This window comes from Paenibacillus sp. B2(2019) (genome assembly GCF_008370385.1).
In the GTDB taxonomy this organism is placed as follows: domain Bacteria; phylum Bacillota; class Bacilli; order Paenibacillales; family Paenibacillaceae; genus Paenibacillus_AQ.
This window is the reverse complement of record NZ_VTZR01000002.1, coordinates 341482-366134: the sequence shown is the minus strand read 5'-3', so window position 1 is coordinate 366134 and position 24653 is coordinate 341482. Positions and strand designations below refer to the sequence as shown.

Annotated in this window: 23 protein-coding genes; 5 read left to right on the top strand and 18 right to left on the bottom strand. The window is 43.9% G+C overall.

The features are described from left to right. Positions 1 to 69: 69 nt before the first annotated feature. From PAENI_RS01935 to PAENI_RS01925, 3 genes are all read right to left on the bottom strand, one after another. On the bottom strand, positions 70 to 756 hold the full coding sequence (locus PAENI_RS01935) for an LrgB family protein (protein ID WP_076283038.1): 687 nt from the start codon (positions 754 to 756) through the stop codon (positions 70 to 72). Further along, positions 756 to 1166 carry a CidA/LrgA family holin-like protein gene (locus PAENI_RS01930; protein ID WP_076283039.1) on the bottom strand — a complete coding sequence of 137 codons (411 nt, stop codon included), beginning with the start codon at positions 1164 to 1166 and terminating at the stop codon, positions 756 to 758. The genes PAENI_RS01935 and PAENI_RS01930 overlap by 1 nt, the downstream gene beginning before the upstream one ends. 210 nt (positions 1167 to 1376) lie before the next feature. Continuing rightward, complete coding sequence (locus PAENI_RS01925) at positions 1377 to 2051, bottom strand: NAD(P)H-dependent oxidoreductase (RefSeq protein ID WP_149644076.1); 675 nt, start codon at positions 2049 to 2051, stop codon at positions 1377 to 1379. Between the two features lie 151 nt (positions 2052 to 2202). Between PAENI_RS01925 and PAENI_RS01920 the strand changes: the two genes are divergently transcribed. Further along, positions 2203 to 2595: a winged helix-turn-helix transcriptional regulator gene (locus PAENI_RS01920; RefSeq protein ID WP_042187109.1), complete on the top strand. Its 393-nt coding sequence runs from the start codon at positions 2203 to 2205 to the stop codon at positions 2593 to 2595. Between the two features lie 16 nt (positions 2596 to 2611). Here the strand turns inward: PAENI_RS01920 and PAENI_RS01915 are convergent, their stop codons facing one another. The 10 genes from PAENI_RS01915 to PAENI_RS01870 all read right to left on the bottom strand — a co-directional run bounded on the left by PAENI_RS01915 (position 2612) and on the right by PAENI_RS01870 (position 13491). After that, on the bottom strand, positions 2612 to 2989 hold the full coding sequence (locus PAENI_RS01915; protein ID WP_149644075.1) for a YkvA family protein: 378 nt from the start codon (positions 2987 to 2989) through the stop codon (positions 2612 to 2614). A gap of 111 nt (positions 2990 to 3100) precedes the next feature. Further along, complete coding sequence (locus PAENI_RS01910; RefSeq protein ID WP_149644074.1) at positions 3101 to 3739, bottom strand: Vat family streptogramin A O-acetyltransferase; 639 nt, start codon at positions 3737 to 3739, stop codon at positions 3101 to 3103. A 117-nt stretch (positions 3740 to 3856) separates the two neighbouring features. Then, the gene (gene rhaA, locus PAENI_RS01905; protein WP_149644073.1) at positions 3857 to 5131 is read right to left on the bottom strand and encodes an L-rhamnose isomerase; all 1275 of its coding nucleotides are present in this window, start codon (positions 5129 to 5131) and stop codon (positions 3857 to 3859) included. Positions 5132 to 5352: 221 nt separating this feature from the next. After that, complete coding sequence (gene rhaB / locus PAENI_RS01900) at positions 5353 to 6840, bottom strand: rhamnulokinase (protein ID WP_149644072.1); 1488 nt, start codon at positions 6838 to 6840, stop codon at positions 5353 to 5355. A 27-nt stretch (positions 6841 to 6867) separates the two neighbouring features. Beyond that, positions 6868 to 7596 (bottom strand): LutC/YkgG family protein, encoded by a 729-nt coding sequence (locus PAENI_RS01895; RefSeq protein ID WP_149644071.1) that lies wholly within the window; start codon positions 7594 to 7596, stop codon positions 6868 to 6870. After that, the gene (locus PAENI_RS01890) at positions 7589 to 9142 is read right to left on the bottom strand and encodes a LutB/LldF family L-lactate oxidation iron-sulfur protein (protein WP_149644070.1); all 1554 of its coding nucleotides are present in this window, start codon (positions 9140 to 9142) and stop codon (positions 7589 to 7591) included. The genes PAENI_RS01895 and PAENI_RS01890 overlap by 8 nt, the downstream gene beginning before the upstream one ends. Then, positions 9139 to 9867, bottom strand: a complete 729-nt coding sequence (locus PAENI_RS01885; RefSeq protein WP_042187093.1) for a (Fe-S)-binding protein — start codon at positions 9865 to 9867, stop codon at positions 9139 to 9141. Before PAENI_RS01885 ends, PAENI_RS01890 begins: the two co-directional genes overlap by 4 nt. A gap of 26 nt (positions 9868 to 9893) precedes the next feature. Next, the gene (locus tag PAENI_RS01880; RefSeq protein ID WP_042187090.1) at positions 9894 to 10652 is read right to left on the bottom strand and encodes a DeoR/GlpR family DNA-binding transcription regulator; all 759 of its coding nucleotides are present in this window, start codon (positions 10650 to 10652) and stop codon (positions 9894 to 9896) included. 40 nt (positions 10653 to 10692) lie between these two features. Beyond that, entirely contained in the window at positions 10693 to 12762 is a 2070-nt protein-coding gene (locus tag PAENI_RS01875) for a bifunctional aldolase/short-chain dehydrogenase (protein WP_149644069.1), read from the bottom strand. A 228-nt stretch (positions 12763 to 12990) separates the two neighbouring features. Next, a complete protein-coding gene (locus PAENI_RS01870; RefSeq protein WP_042187086.1) occupies positions 12991 to 13491 on the bottom strand; it encodes a GNAT family N-acetyltransferase in 501 nt (166 codons plus the stop codon). A 379-nt stretch (positions 13492 to 13870) separates the two neighbouring features. On the opposite strand from PAENI_RS01870, the gene PAENI_RS01865 reads away from it, so the two are divergent. From PAENI_RS01865 to PAENI_RS01855, 3 genes are all read left to right on the top strand, one after another. Beyond that, positions 13871 to 14779, top strand: coding sequence for an alpha/beta fold hydrolase (locus PAENI_RS01865; protein WP_149644068.1), 909 nt, complete (start codon positions 13871 to 13873; stop codon positions 14777 to 14779). Positions 14780 to 14889: 110 nt separating this feature from the next. After that, a complete protein-coding gene (locus tag PAENI_RS01860) occupies positions 14890 to 15675 on the top strand; it encodes a sugar phosphate isomerase/epimerase family protein (RefSeq protein ID WP_262495474.1) in 786 nt (261 codons plus the stop codon). A gap of 118 nt (positions 15676 to 15793) precedes the next feature. Continuing rightward, positions 15794 to 16840 carry a glycosyltransferase family 4 protein gene (locus PAENI_RS01855; protein ID WP_149644066.1) on the top strand — a complete coding sequence of 349 codons (1047 nt, stop codon included), beginning with the start codon at positions 15794 to 15796 and terminating at the stop codon, positions 16838 to 16840. Positions 16841 to 16852: 12 nt separating this feature from the next. Here PAENI_RS01855 and PAENI_RS01850 read toward each other — a convergent pair whose 3' ends face one another. Continuing rightward, complete coding sequence (locus tag PAENI_RS01850) at positions 16853 to 17647, bottom strand: AraC family transcriptional regulator (RefSeq protein WP_149644065.1); 795 nt, start codon at positions 17645 to 17647, stop codon at positions 16853 to 16855. 135 nt (positions 17648 to 17782) lie between these two features. On the opposite strand from PAENI_RS01850, the gene PAENI_RS01845 reads away from it, so the two are divergent. Next, positions 17783 to 19126 (top strand): glycoside hydrolase family 30 protein, encoded by a 1344-nt coding sequence (locus tag PAENI_RS01845; protein ID WP_042187078.1) that lies wholly within the window; start codon positions 17783 to 17785, stop codon positions 19124 to 19126. Between the two features lie 108 nt (positions 19127 to 19234). On the opposite strand, the gene PAENI_RS01840 is transcribed toward PAENI_RS01845, so the two are convergent. The 4 genes from PAENI_RS01840 to PAENI_RS01825 form a co-directional block, all read right to left on the bottom strand. Further along, complete coding sequence (locus PAENI_RS01840) at positions 19235 to 20839, bottom strand: extracellular solute-binding protein (RefSeq protein ID WP_149644064.1); 1605 nt, start codon at positions 20837 to 20839, stop codon at positions 19235 to 19237. A 45-nt stretch (positions 20840 to 20884) separates the two neighbouring features. Continuing rightward, the gene (locus PAENI_RS01835; RefSeq protein ID WP_076283054.1) at positions 20885 to 21808 is read right to left on the bottom strand and encodes a carbohydrate ABC transporter permease; all 924 of its coding nucleotides are present in this window, start codon (positions 21806 to 21808) and stop codon (positions 20885 to 20887) included. A gap of 17 nt (positions 21809 to 21825) precedes the next feature. Further along, positions 21826 to 22749: an ABC transporter permease gene (locus PAENI_RS01830; protein ID WP_149644063.1), complete on the bottom strand. Its 924-nt coding sequence runs from the start codon at positions 22747 to 22749 to the stop codon at positions 21826 to 21828. Between the two features lie 79 nt (positions 22750 to 22828). Next, positions 22829 to 24433 (bottom strand): extracellular solute-binding protein, encoded by a 1605-nt coding sequence (locus PAENI_RS01825; RefSeq protein ID WP_149644062.1) that lies wholly within the window; start codon positions 24431 to 24433, stop codon positions 22829 to 22831. Between the last annotated feature and the right edge of the window lie 220 nt (positions 24434 to 24653).

Genomic DNA, 24653 nt, shown 5'->3' with positions numbered 1-24653 from the left:
TGCTTTATTTGTTCCTTAGTTATAGTTACCCGATGGAGTGTTTTGCAAACATAGTTACGATGAATGAATTTAAGGGTACATGATCCAAGCTACCACCGGACCGATACATGAACCGACAATAGCACAAACGGTCATCGCTACGGAGCTCATTGAAACTGACTGTTCACCGTATTCCAGTGCCTTTGCAGTTCCAAGTGCATGAGAACCCGTTCCTAACCCGATCCCAATCCCAACTTCGCTTCGAATCTTAAACAGTTTAATAATGAGAGGACCGCCAATCGCACCTGTAAATCCGGCAATCATTACAAATACGGAGGTTAGCGAGGAGTCCCCACCTAAACCATTTGAGATTTGTATCGCCACAGGTGTTGTGATAGATTTTGGCAAAATGGACAGAACATACAATTTAGAAAATCCTAGACCAGCTGCCAAAAGCAGACCACTAAACATCCCTAATAACAGACCTGCAATCGCTCCCCCCAGGATGGCTGGAAGATTCTCAACTAACACATTACGTTGTTTATACAATGGATAGGCTAGCGCCACTACAGCAGGACCGAGTAACTGATTGATCCACTGACCGCCTATCATATATGTATCATACGGAATATGAAAAAATAGAAGTATTGCTACAACAAGGACTGTTGCTGTTAACGCGGGAATCAGTACAGGAAACCGAAAACGTCTATAAATTACGGACATCATCAAATAAATAGCAACATTAAGCAGGACAATTCCTGTCGCGATAAAAAACATTATAATTCCTTCCCCTTTTCGCTTAAGCTCTTGCTGCTCCAGCCCGCCTTGCTCTTTCCTTTCAAGGTTGAAAGCCATTGACTCGTATGTGCTGCTGCTGCAATTGTGAGGACGCTGCTAACGATAAGAATCAAGATTAAGAGCAAACCTCTTCCACTAAAAATATCCATATGCTTCACGATCCCAGCCGTCGCTGGAATAAAAAATAACGGAAGATAAGCTAATATTGTTGTTGCACCATCTTCAATCCACTTCACTGGTACAACCTTGAATAGCAATAAAACAAAGAGCAAAAGTAATCCGACGATACTCCCAGAAACGGGAAGATGCAGCTGCTTTTGCAGGAAGTCTCCAGCCAAGTAGAACAAATAAAGCAGGAACACTTGGATAATTATGCGAATGATTTTCATGATGCAGGATCCCTTCATTATTAAATTAACTCGATAAAGCTTAAAATGGGTCACCTCAATAAGAGTATCAGAGTTTTCATGAAAATTTCAATTACTTTTCGAATCTTGTAAGAATTAAACAAAAATAACCTGCATGATCTCCAAGATGCCGGAGACTCTGCAGGTTTAATTATTTTCGTTATGCAGCTCAAAAATGCGATTCCAGCTTAGTTAAACCCACTGAACGACTTGCTCTGCACTTTGTCTTGTTTTTCCACGTGGTTCATTCAAACGATACCCAAAGGCTACCATGCAGGAGATTCCAAAATGTTCGGCATCCATAATCCCCTCTTCGGTAAGAACTTGCTCTATCTTCGCCTTATCGAAACCTTCCATTGGGCAAGAATCGATTCCGATTAAAGCGGCTGATGTCATCATATTACCAAGGGCTATATAAGTCTGACGGCAGCTCCATTCGAACATTGCACGCTCATTCTCCATCAATCCGAAATCAACCTTCAAGAACTTATCGAACATATTACCTTTCCCTTCCATCACTTCTGGAGGTAGCTCCTGCACATGCTCCATGATCCCTTTAATATAATCTGAATCAGCAGCCATATCTTTAGGAAGACGTGAGAGAATCAATACAAAATGACTTGCGGTTGGCAATTGCTTTTGTGCTCCCCAGGCATGAGCACGTAATTTCTCACGTATTTCCGGACTTTGTACTACGACAAAACGCCAAGGCTCGAATCCGAATGAACTTGGTGACAGACGTCCTGTTTCCAGAATAAACTGAAAGTCTGACTCACTAATTTTTTTATGACTATCAAATTCTTTAGTTGCATGTCTGAACTGGTAAGCAGACAGGATTTCATTCTTGTTTAATGATAAAGTATCCATATTTAACACTCCTTTTATTTGCTTAGAATCAACGGCCCATTTGACTGTTTGCCGTTCTCATGCTTAATATTAGAATATATATCACTTCTTTAAAAGTACGCACATTAATGTTATGTAGTATACAAAATGATACTATGGGAGTTGAACGGCTATGCGTGATCGAAAAGGTGGATTCGGAGATTTCCCAGGGGGAAATAAGGAAGCTTGCCCTGTGGAATTTACGCTCGATGTTATAGGAGGAAAATGGAAGGGGATTCTCATCTATCACTTGATGGATGGAACGAAACGCTTTAACGAATTTCGCCGGATATGCCCAGGAATCACTCAACGCATGTTAACCTTGCAGCTTAGAGAGCTGGAAGAAGATGGAGTTGTTCACCGTGAGGTCTACCATCAGGTTCCCCCGAAAGTCGAATACTCGTTAACTGAATTTGGCAAGACACTGACCCCTATTATTAAACTCATGAAAGACTGGGGCGAGGTTTACAAAACAAAACAGCTTTCCGCAGAAAGCTGTCCAGAAGGTATGGATATTACGGTGTAGCTCAAAGCTGCACCTTTTATTTTTCCCCATTAAAAAATGCTTCGGCCTTTTCCTTATGTTCGTTGGTTACCTGACCAGATATCGCTTTAATGCCTGCTGCAATGATCGCTGCATCATCTGTAAATCCAAGGCCGAGAATCGCATCGGGTATCGCATCAATCGGGGAGATGAAATAAGCCAACGCTCCGAATGCAATTCCTTTTGCCCATAAAGGGGTCTTTGCGTCGACTGCGCAATAATACATCGCAATAGCATCTTTAGTAAATGGGATCTTGCCTGCGAACTTTTTAGTTTTTGCCCAAAAATTCCGCGTCACCATCTCCTCGTTCTCTTTACTGTATGGAAACTTCTCTGCTGTGAGTTCCGCAGTGATCTTATCATCATCTTTCTTCATTAGATTTTCCCTCCGCAAGGTTCATATGAAGTACATACAGTCAGTATACCCTCAGCTATTATTTATATCTTTAAGATAAACTATAGCTCGTTCTATGAAACTTACACAATATCATTTAATTTCTTTGATTTTATTCAAATCACTGCTGCATAACGCTTCAAGATTCTTAAAGATTCGCTCAGCATCCCAATCCCACCACTTAAGCGCTTCTAGATGTTCGATCAATTCATCATCAAAACGTTGTCTAATTACTTTACATGGATTTCCTCCAGCGACACTATAAGCCGGGATATCTTTGACAACTGTTGAATTGGCCGCGATGACGGCTCCATTACCAATATGTACACCTGGCATAACTGTAACATTCTGCCCAATCCACACATCGTTGCCGATCACCGTATCTCCTTTTAAGGGTAAATCTGATAGTTCTGGAACCGCATGCTCCCAGCCATTAGACATGATATTAAAAGGGTAGGTCGTAACAGAATTCATTCGATGGTTCGCACCATTCATGACAAATTCAATACCTTTGGCAATCGCGCAGAATTTCCCAATAATAAGCTTGTCACCAATAAAATCATAATGATGAGTCACATGCTCCTCAAACTTTTCGGCACCGTCTATATCATCATAATACGTATAATCGCCAACCGTAATATTTTTTCTTGTAATCACATTTTTGATATAACAGATGCTTTTGATCTGTTCATTCGGATAGAGCACATTCGGATTCGGTCCATATTTCTCCATAATAACGCCTCTCTCTCTTTTTGATAAAACATAGCAGAGATCACATATCTTTTCAAATAAGTACGAATCATGAACATAAAAAGCGGCTACCGTGTGGTAACCGCCATTACAAGTACTTTATCGCTTTGATAAAACATCTACTTCGTATTGCTTCACATCGCTCAGCCAACTTTCTCGGACAGGCACACCATTCGTCGCACAATAATAATCCCAAATAGCTCCGAACGGATAAGATTTCAATTCCTCTACCAGTGCAAGTCTAGTAGTATAATCCCCATCCAGTTCAATTTGCTTCAATAGCGCTATCGGTTCCAGCATCGCACGTAGCAGGGCTTTGATTGTGTTACGTGTTCCGATCACCCAAGCGGCAATGTGATTAATACTTCCGTCAAAGAAATCGAGTCCAATATGAGTTCTTTCTAGGAATTGACCTCTAACTAGTTCACGAGCAATCTCCAGCAGTTCATCATCCATAGTCACCACATGATCACTATCCCAGCGTACTGGACGGCTAACATGCAGCAACAATTGATCACCAAACAGCAGCCAAGAGGATAGTTTATTCGAGATGGTCTCGGTCGGATGGAAATGCCCAGCATCGAAGCAAACCGCTTTGCCCCGACTTAGTGCATAACCCATATAAAATTCATGCGAACCTACCACATAACTTTCTGAGCCAATTCCGAACAGCTTGCTTTCTACAGCATCAATGTTATATCGCTCATCGATCTCCTCGCTGAAGATCTCGTCCAGTGATTGCTGAAGTCGCACTCTCGGTGACAGACGGTCGATCGGTGTATCTTTATATCCATCTGGAACCCAGAAGTTGGTTACACAAGGCTGACCTAGTGCCTGACCGAAAGATTCGGAGATTCGGCGTGAAGCCTTGCAGTGAGCAATCCAGAAATTGCGGATTTCAGGATCCGAGTGGCTTAGCGTGAAGCCATCATTAGCTTTTTCATGAGAGAAGCAAGTGGGATTGAAATCTAATCCAAGTCCCTGCTCCTTAGCCCAGTCCACCCATCTTTCAAAATGCTTAGGCTCTAGCGCATCAAGATCTACAGTTTCTTCCGTATCTGCATAAATAGCATGTAAATTAACTTTATGACGTCCGGGGATAAGTGCTAGTGCTTGCTCCAAATCACGGCGCAGCTCCTCCGGATTTCTAGCTCGCCCCGGGTAACTGCCCGTGACCGCGATCCCGCCACTTAGCTCCTTTTCCTTATTCAGGAAGCCCTTTACATCGTCTCCTTGCCAACAGTGCAATGAAATTTTGATTGCTGCAAGCTGCTCTAATACTTTATCTACGTCAATGCCATGCTGTGCGTAGAGCTTTTTCGCCTCATTATAGCTCGTCTGAATGCTCTTTAAGCTTTCTGTATTCTGCTCCATGCTTGAGCCTCCTGATATTGTCTTAGTGATTTCATTTAGGGGGTTTATACCCTTCTTTTGCTCGTTTTTCGCTATTTACGCTCAATGAGGGGCATTTATACCCTTCTTTTGCTCGTTATCCGCTATTTACGCTCAATGTAGGGTATTTTTGTACCTCTTTTGCTCATCCATAGCTATCTAATAGTCATCCCATATATTCTCGGTTACTTTATTAGTTACTCTTAAACGATCTGCAGTCGAGTAAACTCAGCTAATGCCGCGGTTTTTAGGGAAGAGTCCATCTCTTGTGGAATATAGATTGTTACATCAAATGAACGATATATAATTTCTCTTGCTTCTTTAATATCTGTGACCGTACCCACACTGATCATTTGCATAACTACGTTACCTAATGCGGTCGATTCCGTTGGACCAGCGTAAATCTCCATCTCTAGCAAATCCGCCGCAATTTGGCATAGCAATCCATTGTTCGCCCCTCCGCCTACGATGTGCAGCCGCTCCCACTTCTCGCCGGTCAATAGCTGAAGATCCTGAACATAGAAATAGTAAGAAAGAGCAAGACTGTCAAACACACATCTGGCAATCTCCCCTGGTGTCTTTGGTACCCACTGTCCGACTTCCGCACTATAGCTCTGTATCTCGCTGATCATGTTGGATGGATTCATGAATCGTTCATCATTGCAGTAGATGATGGATCTGAAAGGAATTTCTTGCTCTGCCAGCTCTACTAGTTCGCTGAAGCTGTATTGCCCGCCATATTCCTCACGAACCTTTTGGATCAGCCACATCCCCATAATATTCTTCAGAAAACGGAACGAACCGAAGGCGCCCCATTCGTTCGTATAGTTACGTTCCATCGCCTCGGGACTTGTAATGGCTGAAGCTCGTTCCACCCCGATGAGGGACCAAGTACCACTACTGAGAAATCCCCATTTGTCGCTACTTGCAGGAACGCCTAGTACAGCTGATGCTGTATCATGTGTGGCAACTGCTATGAACTCACAATCTGGAAGATCACCGCGTGCCACCAAGTCATCAGTCAACCCGCCAATTTGTTCCCCAGGTTCCGTTAAGGAGGGGAATTGCTCTTTTGAAAGACCAAGCAGTGCCAGTAAATCAGTATCATAATCCCGTGTTTGCAGATTCAGCAGACCCGTGGTTGAAGCATTCGTGACTTCACTAATTCTTCGTCCCGTAAGCCGATAGTAGAGATAATCAGGGACCAACAGGATTGAATGTGCTGCTTCAAGATCTGCCTGATCATGCACAAACAGCTGGTACAACGTATTAATCGGGAGAACTTGTATCCCCGTCTTTCGGTAAACGCTTTCAGTTGATATATTGCGATGTAGGCTTTGTACCGCTCCATCTGTTCGGGAATCACGATAAGAAAAAACTTCATGAATTCGTGTACCCTTCTGATCTAGAAGTACGTAATCCACGGCCCAAGTATCAATTCCGACGGTACAATGCTCAATTCCTTTTGATTTCGCCTTCTGCAAACCTTTTATAATTTCAGCAAATAAATAATCGACGTCCCAATAAAGATTACCATTCTTCTCAGAGAACCCATTACTAAAACGGTGAATTTCCGTTAATGATAAGGTTCCTTCCGGTTCTTGCAAGGTTCCGCAAACGACTCTCCCACTAGAGGCTCCAATATCAATAGCAATATGATTCTGACCCTGTTTATGTGCCCCAGCATTCATTCTTAAACAACACTCCTTATCTCCTCATCAGCCTACCAGCAAGGCGAATACGATTCCAGGGCCATGCACACCTATCGTCAGATCATTCTCAATATCCGCTGAACGGCTAGGTCCAGAGATAAAGTGAATACCTGCTGGGAGACCCGATTGTCCCGCTTCATCAAAATCAATAAGCACCTCACCCAGACGAGTCTTCAGCCGATCCAGCGGAACGATGGCAATTAATGCGGTTGGCAACAGGCTGACAGAGCGCCCTTTATCCGCAGAAGATAACACTGTAATAGAGCCTGTATAAGCAACTGCATAATCCGCGATCACAATCCCAATATCGGCTTCCGCCGCCCTAGCTTTCCATGCTTCTTGCATATCCGTATTCCAGACAGATACCTGCGTATCTACAAGTTCTTCTTCTAGACGAAGTGCCTCAAGCTCAGCTACATTTTGCCGAAGAATATAACGGGCGAGCATATCACTCGCTTTATTGACGATAAAAGCTTTAGCTTCATCCATCGTTGCCATGCGAAACACATGTCCACCTGCACTTTGAAAACTCGCAGTAAATTGATCGATGCGTTCTTCTGGACTCCACTGGAATTCTTGCCAATAATCTGGAGCACCGCGAAAAGGATGTAACGGAGCCGCAGTCGTTCTTGGCCGCTTCAGGCGACGAGCGATATCGTTCATGAATGCCTGCTGTTTCTCACGAGAATCATGATCCATACGCTCCAGCCATTCTCTGTGCGTTTCCTCAGTCATATCCGGGCTCTCCTTTCAGTTCTTCCGCCTTCCGCTTCGCTAATAAATCTTCCATCCGTTTCTGTATCGACGGGTCCATCTCGCGACTATTTTGGTCTAACTCCTCCTGCAGCTCTTTCCAGCTCTCGCGGAAGGATTCATCCGCCAGCTTCGGAGCGATCCGGTAGTTATTCCAGCCTTTTAGCGGCCCAAGCTTTGACGGAATTCCGCCGTCTCTCACAAGTAGCTTTTGTCCGATTCTGCCTACTTTCATCACACTACTGAATCGCTGGGACTTCGCCATAATCGCACCAAAACCTTTCATGCCAAGACCTTCCGCTTTGTCTCCATAACCTCTCTCTACCTTACGTCGCCGTAAATAGATAAGCATATCATGCAGAGGGATTTTGACTGGACAAGCTTCATAACACGCACCGCATAGACTCGATGCACCTGCGATATCATCCCATTGATCTACATTTTTGTTCAGCGCCGGGGTCAACACTGCTCCGATCGGTCCGCTATAAGTCCCACCATAGGCATGACCGCCAATATGACGATAGACAGGGCAGGCATTCAGACAAGCTCCACAGCGGATGCAGTTCAGTAGCTCCTGAAACTCTGGATCGCCGAGCTGCTCAGATCGACCATTATCAAGGATAATAATATGCTGCTCTTCCGGTCCGTCCCCATCATCCTTTCTACGGGGTCCTGAAATACCGGACATATACACTGTTAGCTTCTGGCCAGTTGCTGAACGAGGTAATAACGTAGCCATCACCTCAAGGTCGCTCCAAGAAGGAATAATCCGCTCCATCCCCATCAAAGTGATTTGCGTCTTCGGCAAGGTGGTGACCATGCGAGCATTGCCCTCATTCTCGAATAGCACCATGGAACCTGTCTCTGCAATCGCAAAATTGCATCCCGTCATCCCAATATCCGCTTCTAGGAATTTCTCCCGTAACTTGCGCCTTACAAATCCTGCAAGGATTGTAGTCTCAGGCAAAAGCTCCTCCCCTGCCTCCTTGGACAACAGCTCAGCAATCTGATAGCGGTTCTTATGGATGGCTGGGATAATGATATGAGACGGAGTTTCTCCGGCAAGCTGGATAATATATTCGCCAAGATCTGTTTCAATCGTCTCCACGTCAATGGATTCAAGAGCCGTATTCAAATGCAGCTCCTCAGTCACCATCGATTTTGATTTGACCACGGAAGCCGCTTGTTTTCGCTGTGCAATCTCTAAAGCAATCTTCACTGCCTCTTCACCCGTTGCCGCAAAATGAATATGCGTGCCGTTCGCTCTTGCATTGTCCGCAAATAGATTTAAGTAATAATCCAGATGAGCGATCGTATGCAGGCGAATTTGCCGCCCACGTTCGCGCCATTCTTCCCAGTGTCCATGATCGTTCGCCGCTTTCTGTTTCCCGTCACGCAGCCTTTCCGTAGTAAAGCGAACCGCCTTGCGCAAAAAGTCATTATTCAGCGCCAAGTCGGCACGCTCTTTTACCGTAGCTGGCTTCACATTAATCGATTCCGATTTAGTCTGAGCGGCATTCTGACTCATTGTCCACTCACCCCCTCATACAGTAGCTCTGCTAAATGCATGACTCGGACCGGTTTGTGGCGATAGCGCAAATTCCCAGCAATATTCATGAGACAGCCCATATCCAGACCCGTTAAGACTTCTGCTTCCGACTCCAGCACATGATCTGACTTCTCGGTGACCATCGCCCCGGAGATATCAGACATCTTCACGGCAAAGGTTCCACCAAACCCACAACAGTCCTCAGCAAAAGGTAATGGCACTAGCTCCATCGCCTTCACATTCTGCATAAGTAACATAGGCTCATCACGAATCCCCAGAATCCGAGTGCCATGACAGGAAGGATGATAGGTAACTTTATGCGGAAATACGGCCCCTAGATCCGTTACGCCAAGCACCTGTACCATGAACTGGCTGAACTCATAGGATTTACGCTGCAAATTCTGCGCCTTGACCAAATTAATCGGATCATCTTGAAACAGTTTCGGGTAATGATGAAGCATCCCGGTGCAAGACCCGGAAGGAGCAATGACAAAGTCACTGTCTTCGAAAGCCTGCAAAATCGTAAGTGCAGCTTGACGTGCCTCATTCCAATAGCCACTATTGTACGCAGGCTGTCCGCAGCAGGTCTGCACTTCGGGAAAATCCAGCTGTACGCCATATCTGGCAAGCAGACGTGCCATCGCTTCTCCGACCTTCGGGTACACAGCATCACTGATGCAAGTAATAAACATCGATACCTTCATGTCTTCACCTCCTGCAACACTATTTTCTACACGGTTGTTATTGCGATGTTCAGCTCCTGTAGCTGCTTTAGCTGTTCTGTGGCAGGGCTGTAATCCGTTATCACAACATCCAATTCACTAGTCGTGGCAACATGTGTGAACGCTTGAATTCCGAATTTGCTGGAGTCACAAAGTAGGATCACCTGCTCCGCGATAGAAATCATCTTTCGCTTCACCATCGCTTGCAGCTCATTCGATTCACTGGCGCCGCGTTCGAGATGAAATCCTTTGCAGGAAAAAAACATCTTATCCACGTGATACAACTCAAGCGAACGCTCGGCTAAATGACCAACAAAGGACATCGATCTGCGGCTCAGTTGACCGCCAGTTGAGATCACATCTATTCGTTCCTTCCCACTTAACTCCGCAGCTACCCTAATAGAATTAGTCAGTACAGTTAGTGGCATATCCGGCAAATGTGAGGCCATATACCATGCAGTTGTGCTAGCATCCAGCAAAATCCGATCTCCCGGCTTTATCATCATCACTGCTTCACGAGCAATCTGCTGCTTCTCCGCTGCGTTCATAATTTCACGTTCAGCATATGGCGTCTCTGGCTGACGATCACGTAGACTAACTGCACCGCCGTGCGAGCGTAGCAGCCTCCCCGCCTTTTCCAAGCGATCAAGATCCCGGCGGATGGTCTCCTCCGTCACTTGGCATAATGTACTCAGTTCCGAGACACGAATGCTGCCACGTTCATTCACTAGTTCTACGATTCTTTCATATCTGTCTGCAATCAGCATGGCTTCCCTCCGTTATATCTATCTATATTCCATCTTCCACTTATCTAGTAAAAGCTGCCGGCACTCCACCGTCAATCGTCAGCATGCAGCCCGTAGTCTTCTCTGACTTGGATGAAGCGAAAAAGGCCACCCCTTCAGCAATATCACGTGGATAAATATTTACAAGCAGTGTTGTGCGTTTACGATAATGTTCCTCCAGTTGATCCGGCTCAATCCCGTAAGCAGCAGCCCGTTCATTCCGCCAGTTCGAATTCCAAATCGCTGAGCCTTGTAGAATGGCATCCGGCAAAATTGTATTGGCGCGAATACCGAACTCTCCACCTTCAGCTGCAATACAGCGAGCCAAATGTGCTTCGAGTGCTTTGGCAGAACTGTAAGCCGATACGCTTTTTCCAGCAAATATAGAGTTCTTAGAGCCAATAAATACCATGCTACCGCCGATCTTTTGCTCCTTCATTACCTTGAAGGCTTCGCGTGCAACGAGGAAATAACCAGTTCCTAGCACGGAAATGTTCAAGTTCCACTCTTTTAATGAAGTCTCATCAAAAGGACTGGAAGTCGCAAGCCCAGCATTGTTCACAATAATATCTACTCCGCCATAAAAGAGTGCTGTATCTGCATAAGCTGCGGTAACTTGCTCCTCCTGCGTTACATCCATTTTAACAGCGAACGCACGATTCTCACCGTATTTATCGTTAATCTCCTCGGCAATTTTCTGTGCGCCCTCCAGATTGAGATCTGCCAGCACAACATGCGCCCCTTCGGACACTAGACGACGAGCGGTTTCGCTCCCGATTCCTCCTGCGCCACCAGTAATGAACGCAACCTTACGCGAGAATTCTGCTTCTGCTGGTGCCAGCGATAATTTATATAATTCCAAAGGCCAATATTCCACATTGTACGATTCATTTTCACTTAGAGAGACGAAATCTCCCAATGCGGTAGCTCCGCGCATAACAGCAATCGCCCGGTGATACAAGGCACCGCTAATTTTAGAGTTGCTCCAGCTTTTGCCTGTGTTGATCATTCCCACTCCAGGAATTAGAATCACACGCGGTGCGGCTTCGAACATTACATCTCCCTCATGCTTATTGCGATCGAAGTACGCTTTGTACTGCTCTTTGTATGCGGTAATCGCTTCGTTCAGCTTCGTCTTCAAACCATCAATATCACTGGCATTTGGTTCCCAATTCACAAATAGTGGCAGCATTTTGGTATGTACCAAATGATCCGGACAAGCTGCACCTACACTGGATAATTTCTCCGAGTTAACTCCACCTACAAAACACAGCACATCCTCTGCATCATCGAAGGTCAGTATCATTTTGCGCTCATCACTGACTGCGCCTCTAATCAACGGCATCACTGCAGCTGCTACAGCCCGCCGCTCTTCTTCCGGAAGCGCTTCCGATTTGCGACCTCCGAACAGGTTCCCATCTTCAATTCTATCTTGGATGTAACGCTCTGCTTCATTAATGATAGAGATCGTCTTCGCGTAACAAGCTTCCGGCGTATCCCCCCAAGTCACGAGACCATGCTTCTCCATCAACACCAATTCTGCTTGAGGATTAGCAAGTACGCCTTCAGCGATCATTTTGGATAAAGTGAACCCAGGACGAATGTAAGGCACCCATACGAAACGATCCCCATAGATTTCCCGCGCAATATCTTTACCGTTATGAGCACAGCATAAGCTGATAATCGCATCTGGATGCGTATGATCTACATGTTTGAATGGTAAAAAAGCATGCAGCAGCGTCTCAATTGAAGCACGCGGATGCTTAGGATCAATCATACAATTCGCGAGGTAAGCCACCATTTCCTCATCAGGCATTTCCTCCCGATCAAACAAAGGCGCAATATCCTCAAGCCGCAATCCGGTAAAATTGCCTGCTTTCATCGTAGCTAGGTCAGATCCGCTACCCTTCACCCACATGACTTCAACCTCACGACCACGGAAATCTAATTCTATAGTTTTACTAGAGGTATTCCCTCCTCCAAAATTACAGACTCTACGATCTTCACCCAACAGATTGGAGCGATAGACCAGTGCATCCAGACCTCCGTTGATGACTTTTCCCCGTGCAGAATCCCATAAACTTTGTACCATTTGTGAATACCTCCGTTTTTGAATGTTTATTTTTTTGTTTATTTTTGTTTGTTTTGATTTTAATCTATTTGTTTGTGTTTGAATAGAGCGTTTTCAACAAAATTTAAAATTTATTTCACAAGTTAGACGAATCCTCCTTGGATGAACTGAAATTCCATTGTGAAAAAACAAAAAAAAGAGTTGCCAATTAGCAACTCCTTCACCCCCACTATTCAGCACCGACTCGACTCATAAACTAATCCAGTAGTTACATTTCCCATCCTCGATACCGCTAAGTATTCCTCTGTTCGCTTCAATAACCTTTCTCGAAGATACATTGTTCGGCTCACAAGTCAGCATGACCTTATCAATCCCCAGATCCGCAGCTTTTTTTAACAACTCTGCTAAAAAAATCTTGCCAAAGCCCTTTCCTCGCTCACTAGGCCTGATGCTATATCCGATGTGTCCACCTGATTTTCTTAATTGATCATTTAAGGAATGTCTTAGCTTTCCAACACCAACAGGATAAGAGTCAATCAGTAACCAATAGTTGGTTTGCGGGACATAGTTTGGTAGGAGATTATCGCCTCTTGAGAGTGCTATCCGATCTCTGATGAAATCAGGAAATTCACTGTAAGCCAAATCAAACCCATTGTTAACGAATCCATTCTCCCCAGGGCCGATCTCCATAATCATTTCAAAAATATCGCGTCCATCTGACAAACTAGCTTCCTTTAGCTCAATCAACATCATAATCCCCCCTAGAACACAAAATTGCTTACCATATCAAAAAATTTTACTGCAAAAAAGAGCCCTCTGCATTATTTAATTGCACTTTCTACAACTAAAATTAACTTCAGCACGCCTGTCTATCGTTAAGTGTACTTAGTGCAACTAAATTCCCCCAATTAAGCTGTATCCGCTGATTTCCAGAGATATAGTTGTACAAAGTACATCTATATCACAATAACCGGAGTAAAGTAGCTGTTTAGTTGTATTAAATACACTTATCTGCTCTCGTCCTCTTTTTCACAGTAATATTTCTATTTCTATCTCCTCCTTTCGAACTCTCGTAGTATACTAATTGGAATAAGATACAGATGTTTTATTTTGGATAAGGAGGTTTGAGATGGTAAATAGCTTTAAGAATGCCAAGGCGCAAGAACGAGTGTGGCACTCCTATAAGCAGATGGTTGAGCAGTGGCCCATTCCACTTGAGGAGATCGATGTTCCAACCACATATGGATTGACGCATTGTATCCTTGCTGGTCAAAAGAGTAATCCACCTTTACTACTGTTTCATGGTGTAGGTGATAACTCGGCGGTTATGTGGATCTTAAATATCGAGGAATTATCGAAGCATTTTTATTGCATCGCGATTGATACTTTGGGTGGACCCGGAAAAAGCATACCTAACGAGCAGTTTAACAAACAGAAGTTTGAGCAAGTAAAATGGATTAATGAAATAGCGACGTATCTGAATATAGACGTCTTTAATATTGCGGGTGTGTCCAATGGCGCCTATATTGCTTTTAATTATGCGACCAAGCAACCGGACAAAGTGAACCGTGTCGTTTGTTTGGAGGGCGGGATGGTCACTGCACCGTTTAAAGCCATGATCCAAACTTTAATGATGATGTTCCCGGAGATTCTGATTCCAACGGATCGCAATTTACTGAAAGTTCTAAAGAAGTTAAGCGCACCTCACTCCCCTTTATTTGACAACCATCCAGCATTAGCTGCTCATCTGATCCTTTTAATGCGCACTCATAATCAGCAAGCTATGTTTGTGCATAAGCTTCATCCATACGATAAAAACGCTGCAGTCGCAGTTAGAGACAAGCTCTATTTTCTAGTTGGAGAACACGCGCTAAAACAATCGAAGGATTTCATAAATATTTTAGAAGATGGAAAGTTCTATTACCAAGTCATCCCCCATGCGGGACACGGGATTAATCATGAGCAACCGGATAGAGTAAACACTGAGATCATCAATTTCCTGATAGACGATAAGGATAAATCACTTGCATCCAGATGAAAGCGCTACTATTATGTTTGTAATTACACATACCTACCCTAGATAAGGAGATGATTTCCATCAGATACGGAACATTAGCGCATACATTTGGTTGTTTACCCCTCAAATCGTTGACAGCAACGCTTCAGATTTATGATATCGATTTTGTTCAACTTGCTTTATCCAAAGCTATTCAGGACATCGATACCTCCACAGGTAAATTAAGTCCAGGCCTCGCAAACTATATTGGCGAACAATTTGACAGAGCAGGTATACGTATCGGAGTGTTAGGCTGTTATATCAATCCCATTCACCCGGATCCTGTTATTCGGAGATTAGAAATAGATCGCTTTAAAGAACATCTACGGCATGCCCGCCAATTCGGCGCCCCTATGGTGGCTACGGAGACGGGCGCACTGACTACTTTCCAAGCACAAGATCCGCTCCATTACGAAAAGATCGGCTGGGATATATTAAAGGCAACTGTACAAGAGCTTGCAGAGGAAGCTGAAAAATGGGGTGTTTTTCTGGGATTGGAGGGGGTCTGCACACATACTCTTTCTACACCAGACAAGATGCGCCGCATCTTAGATGAAATTCCCTCTGGCAATATTGGGGTTGTCCTGGATCCATGCAATTTTATTGGTGACGCTGTAGATATGCAGGATCAAATTGTTGATGACGCCTTCAGGTTGTTCGGGGATCGGATCATTTTGGCGCATTTAAAAGACATCTATCAAGATGGAGAGAGAATTTACCACGGTAAAGCTGGTGGAGGGCATTTCCATACCGAAACTTTCCTGAGCAAACTCCAAAAATTCAAGCCCATGATCGACGTATCTTTAGAAGATATAACGAACCTCGAGATTAATGAGACCGTTGCTTTACTGAAGAATATTGCTTCTATGGAAAAATAATGCTTTCCAAACTGGATAAATGGTACCTTTCTAAGCGAGTTGAATAAAATAAGAAACAGAACGATTGAGTAACATCGTTTGATGATTAAGCCCTAACTTGGAAGGGACGGGATTACCGATGAGATTCACATTCCCTATTCTGACCTTATCTCATGGTGGAGCTCAACGCATGCTGGTAGAACTCACCAATGGGCTAACAGCTATGGGGCATCAGGTTACTATCCTCATGCCTGTGGATGGGGTTGTTTCCTATGATGTCCGATCCATCTTAATCCGTTCCACACATATGGAGCTTCAAGAACAGGACTATCCCTCAGGCGATGTTATTGTTTCTAATTTTCATACGACAGTCCCTACCTCTCAAGCAGCTAGCAATCAAGGAAAAGGAATTCATGTAAGATTGTCATTATGTTATGAACCCCCCTTTTTACCAGATAGTTCACTGTCGTTCCCTTCTTATCATGTCACAGAGCATCTAATTGTTTTATCGTATTGGCAGCAGGAGCTGATTCGTTTAAATCATGGGATCACAGGAAAAATCGTGCCCATTGGCATAAGCTCCTCCTTCAAGAATATGAATATCCGTTACAGTCTTCAGGAGCCTTTAAACATAACAGCTATATTAAGAAAAGCAGAACGTGGTTTCTCATGGCACCGTGAGCAAGACTATCTTATAGAGCAGCTGGATCACGTGAAAAATCAATGTCCCAATGTAAATATTAACTTTATCAGTCCGCCCGACGAGTTCAACACTTCAGAAGATCTCCAAAGAATGAAAGCTACTGGAAAATATCGATTCTTCACGCCAGCGAATGATGAAGAGCTCTGTTACCATTACAACGGTGCAGATATCTTTGTTAGTTCTAGTATTTTTGATACGGGTTCTTTGCCGGGGCTTGAAGCCATGCGGTGTGGCGCAGCACTCGTCTGTGTTTATTCAGGTGGAAATATTGAATACGCAAATCACGAGAAGAACTGCCTGCTCTCCTATCGGTACGAGAATCGGCTTGGTGAAGATGTCATCCGCCTAATCCGAGACCCAAACTTAAGAACTAAATTGGCTGCACAAGGTGAAAGATCTTCCCACAAATGGACATGGGCAAATAGTGTCAGGTTATTTGAGCAAGCGGTTAGGGACTTCTTGTTAAAAACTAGACGATCTTAAAAATAGTGAAGGCTACTCTCTCTTACGATAGTTGCCTGGCGAGACGCCATAACGTTCCCGAAATACCCTGTGGAAATAGGTGTAGCTTCCAAACCCCGTCTCCTCTGCTATTCGCTCTAAGGTATAATTGGTGTTGTCCATTAATCGAAGTGCCATAGCAAGCCGAATTTGCCCAGCATATTGCATAATAGAGTAGCCGAATTGAATTTTGAATACATGCACAGCCCTCGTTACACTAATTCCGGCATGGGCAGCTACATCCTTTAGCCTGATTTCTGATGTAGCATGCTCCTCTACATAACTCTTCATCTTAAGCCCGTGTAGCAGTGAGGCTGATGATGATGCAGATGCTTCTTCCATTGCCCGATCTAACAGCAGACATAGCGCTTTAAACAGCGCCTCAAGTATTTCAGGGCTACCCCCATCTAGTCTTCTATTCTCCAGATCAAGCTGTTGCCATATACTTTGCAGCTTGCCATCATCCGCAATTCTAACCTTCTTCGGTCTTTCGCGCAGGTTCCACCATTGATCCACCCATTCCCCTGTACACATTACAAAATAGTCCACACTATGTCCCAGCGGACTCTTCTTTTCCCCGATTCTCAGATCATATATATCTTGAGGCTTAAATAATAACAGATCACCAGGCACCACGGTTACCATGTCCCCATCGATCAGTACTTCACACTCCCCTTCTGCTTGCAGCCTGATGATATAGGTATCCAGCCCACTGCGATATAATTGCCGAAAAGGCTGAGTATGGCAAATAAAGCCGCATAGGCTTATTTGGACACAATTAGTTTCCATTGCATTCACTCCTCTTCACTAAGTAGTCGATGACCAGATCGTTGAGGTTCTTAGCCATATTGTTTCTTCAAAGAGCAGTTAATCTCCTTCTATAATAAAGACAGAATTTATATGTACAGGAGGTTACCAACCACTATGAGTAAAATTGTTCGCGTCATTCAAACAGCAAAAGAAACTACCGACCGTCTAACAGAAAAAGACCCTCTGATCTTCCTCCCTGACACATCAGGCGTCGAATCAGAGCTCATCAATATTTATGATGATCTGGAGTATCAGGAAATGGAAGGTTTCGGTGGTGCACTTACTGAGGCTTCTGCTGTTACCATCGCTAAACTAAGTGAAGCTAAACAAAAAGAAATCATCGACGCTTATTTTGATCCTGAGCACGGAATTGGGTATACCCTTTGCCGCTCGCATATCCAGAGCTGTGACTTCTCACTGGGCAACTATGCTTATGTAGAAGAAGGCGATGCAGAGCTCCGTTCGTTCGATATTTCCAGAGATCAAGAGTCAATTATTCCCCTAATCAAAAATGCTGCAACAGCTGTTGGTGAAGATTTCCGTTTGTTCTCCTCTCCTTGGAGTCCACCTGCTTTTATGAAAACGAACGGTCAAATGAACGGTGGTGGAGCTCTCAAGCCTGAATACCGTGAGGCTTGGGCCAACATGTTCGTAAAATATATTCAGGCTTACGCAGCTGAAGGCATCGATATTTGGGCTGTTAGTGTTCAGAATGAAGCGAAGGCTGTTCAAATCTGGGATTCTTGCCTTTATACTGCCGAAGAAGAAAAAGATTTTGTTCGTGATTACTTGGGACCAGCCTTGGAACAAGCCGGTTTGGCTCATGTAAAGGTTATGATCTGGGATCATAACAAGGAGCGCGTGTATGACCGTGCCAAGGTTGCTTTTGAAGATCAAGAAGCCTCCAAATACATTTGGGGAATTTGCTTCCACTGGTACTCCGGCGATCACTTCGAAGCCCTATCGGCCGTTCATGATCGCTTCCCAGACAAGAAGCTGTTCTTCAGCGAAGGCTGCCAAGAAGGTGGCGTTCATCTCGGCTCATGGAACACAGGCGAACGTTACGGCCATGATATCATTGGTAACCTGAACAACTGGATGTCAAGCTGGACGGACTGGAATATTGTCTTGGACGAGCAAGGGGGCCCTAACCATGTAGGTAACTACTGCGATGCTCCAATTATTGGAGATACGAAAAACGATGAAATTATATTTGAGAGCTCCTTCTATTACATCGGGCATTTCAGTAAATACATTCGCCCAGGTGCTAAACGAATTGGGCACTCTAAATATACTGATAAGCTTGAAACAACGGCTTTCCGTAACCCAGATGGCACCATTGCTGTTATCGTTATGAACCGCACGGAACAAGAGCTTCCTTTCACCCTGCGCTTCCATAACAACTTGGCTGAGAACATGATTCCGGCTCATGCCATTCAAACCCTGCTAATAAAGTAAAAAGAATAAGGAGGTTCTCTTTATGCCACTCGCATAGAGAGAACCTCCTTTGTTTAAATAAGTGAAATAGGATGTTACAGCCTAGCCGTCAGTATTTCACATAATGCTCTATTCTACATTCACATAACGACTGTAAGCATCGGTACGAATTCTAACCAGCTTCTCCAGCCCCATTCCCCGCAGCTGTTTCACATAATCAGCCCAGCCCTCGTCAATTTTACCTCTAATTATAAACTGAGCACGCATTGTATTGACATAACTATCGATGTCCGTAGTCAAAGTCGGCAGCAGCTGAAACTCTTCAGCGGTGTACATTACATCAGGGAAAGGTGGCGTTGTATAATCACTTCCCAGCTTATCGAGCTGCAGCTTCAGTCCATCTCCGGTTTTTGGGTTTAGAAAGATGGATTTTTCAAACACTGGACTGACATATTTCGGCCCGAAATCCCGGAGTGATTGATCCCAATACCAGGCATCAGCACTGGTACCCATCGGTGGGTCCATCAATGTATAAGAACCGTTGATATTTTTCTTAATAACGGTGTCTATCGCTCCCCAGAAATTTTGAATGCTTGCTTCATTGGTATAGAACTGGTCAGCCCAGCGGGCAGCAATCTCTGGATATTTGCAAGAAGTGGAAATTAGCAGCTCGTTACGCTCCAGATTCATTCCATACGGATTTCCTATGGTGTAGCGCTTACCATCAGGTCCTGCAATCGGAGGAATCGTGATATATTGATCACTCCATTTGCCAAACACGGCATCCGGCGTCCACTGATACGAGAATCCTACAATAGGAGCATCCGGATTAAGAAACTTGGCTGATCTCATCGTTTCATCTTGCGTGAATAACTCTTTATCAAGCAAACCTTCGACAAATAATTTATGCTCCCATTTGAGCCCTTCTTTGTACGCCTCTGAAACAGGGTAATATACCGCATTTCCGTCCTGGACGACCATAAAGTTATTGTTCAGATCCGTGATTCCGAAGGGACTGATGAGATCATTACTTACTTCGATAACAGGTATCTCATCCAGCCTTCCATTCCCATTAGGGTCACGTTCTTTAAATGCTTTTAGCACGTTGTATAAATCATCAATCGTATCGGGAATCTTCAATCCCAATTTATCCAGCCAGGTTTTGTTAATCACGGGTTGGCGTGAGCTTTTAGGACGTAAAGGTAATCTTGCAGGCAAAGAGTAGATTTTCCCGTCAGGAAAAGTACTGATTTTTTTCAATTCAGGCTCTTCCTGCATGGCTGCTTTGAGGTTAGGCATATAGCTTTCGATATAGTCATCAAGCGGCCTGAATAAGCTTAAATTATTGACGATATCCGAATCTCCGAAGGTCTCACTCCCTAAAATGATATCTGGAAGTGTACCGCTTGCCAGCATAATGGACTTCCGCTCACTCCAATCATTAGCAGACATCACCTGCCATTCGATTTTGACATTCGTATTTTTTTCCAAATCCTTCAGCCATTGATTCTGGATAAAGTTATCTCCCATGCTTCCCCACCGAACCGTTAGAACCTTCAACGTCATGGGCTTATCCACGATTGGCAAACCTTCTTTATGAAATTGACCCGGATCAGATTCAACAGAGTTTACCCCTTTATCCCCTTTACAGGCTGTAAGGCCAGCAAGCAACGTTGTCACTAGAAGAATGACGGTAATTGTTCTATTGATACTGTTTTTGGGTTGCTTTTTCATTACGGTCTTGCTCCCTCACAAATGTTAGTTGAAAAGTAGAAGAGCTTATTCCTTCACTGCGCCGATCATTACCCCTTGGTTAAAGTATTTTTGCACAAATGGGTATACACACATAATTGGAACAGTTGCCACGATAATAACCGAATACCGCATCATATTAGCGAGACGTAACGCGATTTGTGCGGCTTCTCCGGTCCCCATACCAGACTGCATCTGATTGGTAATCAGAATATTTCGCAGGATCAGCTGCAAAGGATACATATTAGGATTTTTCAAATAAATCAAGGCATTAAAATATGAATTCCAATAACCTACAGCGATCCATAAACCTAACACTGCAATAATAGCCTTCGACAACGGTAAAACTATCAGTGCAAAATAACGGAGATTGCCACAACCATCAATTTGCGCTGCTTCCCATAAATCGCCCGGAATACTAGTCTGGAAAAAAGTTCGTGCCACTATGATATTAAAGACTCCAACTGCAAAAGGCAGTACCATAACCAAGAAAGTATCATAGAGATGGAAATCACGAACCGTTAAAAAAGTAGGAATCAACCCCCCGTTAAAGAACATTGTAAATATGAAAAACAGCGAAATATATTTTCGCCCCACAAGGTCCTTTCTTGACAACGCATAGGCAGCTGAGATATTAACTACTAAACCGATTGCAGTCCCAACCACCGTGTACAGAATGGTATTCCAATACCCGATCCAAATATTCTCATGACGAAGCAGCTCTTTATAACCATCAAAAGTAAACCCTTTAGGAAATAGCCAAACTTGACCTCCAGCAACCGCAGAAGGATCACTAAACGAAGCAATGACGATAAAATACAGCGGATAGATCAGGATGATTAGAAAAATTGCCGATATAACGTACATCACAATTTCCATTATAGTATCTGAGGAGCGATTCTTCTTTATTTTTCCTACATTCCCTTTAGTCGCTGTCTCTAAACCTCCCATTTCAATGCTCCTCCCTTCTACCACAAGCTATTTTCGCTTAATTTTTTAGAAATCTGATTGACCATGATCAATAAAATAAAATTAATGACCGTGTTGAACAGGTTGATCGCCGACGAAAAGCTATACTGACTGCTGAGCAGACCAATTTTGTAGACATAAGTAGACAGAATTTCACTTGAAGTGATGTTCAAGTCATTTTGCATTAAGTACACCTTTTCAAATCCAACCCCAAGCAGTCCCCCGACCCGCAGGATAAGCAATGTTATCGCTGTTGGCATCAGCATCGGAATATCGATATAACGAATTTTATGCATCCGACTTGCGCCGTCCACGGTTGCGGCCTCGTACAAGCTAGGGTCAACAGCGGAGAGCGCAGCGATAAAGATAATACTGTCCCAGCCAACATGTTGCCACACATCCGACCAGACGTACACACTACTGAATAACCCGGCAGAGCCCATGAGATCAGGCGCTTCTTTTCCAAAAAGACTATACATATTCCCCAGCAGACCGGTGCTAGGTGAGAACAAAATCATCATTAAGCCCACCATAACTACCGTGGAGATAAAGTGTGGCATATAGGATACGGTCTGAAAAAATCGTCTAAAACGGTTTGGTCTCATCTGGTTAACCATCAGCGCCAGTATAATTGGAATCGGAAACGTAATCAGACTGTACACACTGATGACTAGCGTATTTTTAATGGTTGCTGAAAATTGATAGGAATTAAAGAACTTCTCGAAGTATTTGAATCCGGCCCACGGACTTCCGCCAATTCCTAATGCCGGGCTATAATCCTTAAAGGCAATGAGCACCCCATACATTGGTTTATAAGCGAATAATAACGTAAGGACTACTGCAGGAAAAAGCAACGTATACAGACCCCAGTTTTGTTTGATTTGTCCGAATTTCCGATTCAAACGAATTGGATCAGATTTCATGACATCCCCTCCTTTTTAAATAGAGAATGCTACCCTACAAATTTATGCAGGGCAGCACCTTTTTCGAAAGATCAATAGTTTATTTCACACTCATGTAACGACTGTACGCATCTGTGCGAATCTTAACTAATTTTTCAAGCCCCATTTTATTTAGCTGTTTGACATAATCATCCCAGCCTTCGTCAATTCCGCCTTTGCTAATAAATTGGGCGCGCATTGTATTCACATAACCGTCGATATCCGTGGTCAAGGTTGGCAGCTCCTCGAACTCCTCGGAGGTGTACATAACGTTAGGGAAAGGCTCTGTTACAAATTCACTACCCAGCTTATCTAGCTGCAGCTTCAGTCCATCCCCACTTTCAGGATTAAGAACAATTTTCTGTTCAAAGGACGGGCTCACATATTTCGGCCCGAAATCTCGAAGAGACTGATCCCAGTACCAGGCATCTGCGCTGGTTCCAGCAGGTGGATCCATCAATGTATAGGTGCTGTCATCATTCTTCTTAATTACAGTTCCAATTGCACCCCAGAAATTCTGAATGCTCGCTTCGTTCGTGTAGAACTGATCTGCCCAACGCGCAGCAACCTCTGGATACTTACTCGAAGTAGTAATCAGCAATTCATTACGATTAAGATTCATCCCAATTGGATTACCAATCGTATAACGTTTACCATCCGGTCCAGCAATCGGCGGAATCGTCACATATTGATCGCTCCATTTACCAAATACAGCGTCCGGGGTCCACTGGTAAGTAAAGCCCACAATAGGAGCATCCGGATTTTGGAACTTGGCTGATCTCATCGTGTCATCCTGTGTAAATACCTCTTTGTCTAGCAACCCTTCCGCATACAATTTATTTTCCCATTTGAGACCTTCTTTGAACTCCTCCGAAACAGGGAAATATATCGCTTTTCCATCCTTGATGATCATATTGTTGTTATTCAAGTCGGCAATTCCGAAAGGACTGATCAAATCATTACCAATTTCAATAAATGGAATCTCATCTTGTTTGCCATTTCCATTTGGATCTTGTTCTTTAAAAGCTTTTAGCACGTTGTATAACTCATCAATCGTTTCAGGAGCCTTCAGGCCCAATTTATCGAGCCAAGTTTTGTTAATCACAGGCTGACGAGAGCTTTTCGGACGCGATGGAAGTCTTGTTGGCAGTGAATAGATTTTCCCGTCAGGAAAAGTGCTGATTTTTTTCAACTCAGGCGTTTCTTCCATGGCCGCTTTAAGATTTGGCATATTTTTTTCAATATAATCATCTAACGGCCGGAAAAAGCTTAGATTATTAACGATATCAGAATCTCCGAAGGTTTGATTTCCGAGGATAATATCTGGAAGTGTACCGCTAGCCAGCAGAATGGACTTCTGTTCGGCCCAGTCATTGGAGGACATCACTTGCCATTCGATTTTGACATTTGTATTTTTCTCTAGATCCTTCAGCCATTGGTTCTGCGTAAACGTGTCTCCCATGCTTCCCCAACGTACGGTCAGCACCTTAAGTGTTACAGGCTCATTAACAATTGGCAGACCTTCTTTGTTGTAACTGCTCGTCTCACTAGTCGCAGCATTATTCCCGTCTTTTCCGCCGCAGCCAGCAATACCAAATACCATAGCCGCCGCCAGCAGACCCACAGTCCATTTCTTTGCCGTCTTTTTCTTACTGTGTTGACTCATCCTCTTAATCCCCCATTTCAATTAATCAAAGATTATCTGAATAGCTTAATCATAACGTCTTATTTTTTCGTATTCCGGACCCTTTAAGACGGTTATCCAGACCTTTGAATCCGCTTACAAAAAACACAAAATCAAAAGCCTTCGCTTGAAGGGACTTAATAACAGTATCCCGACTTCTGTATGTGCTTTCCGGACTTTGCGGTAAATCGCTAGCGAGTTC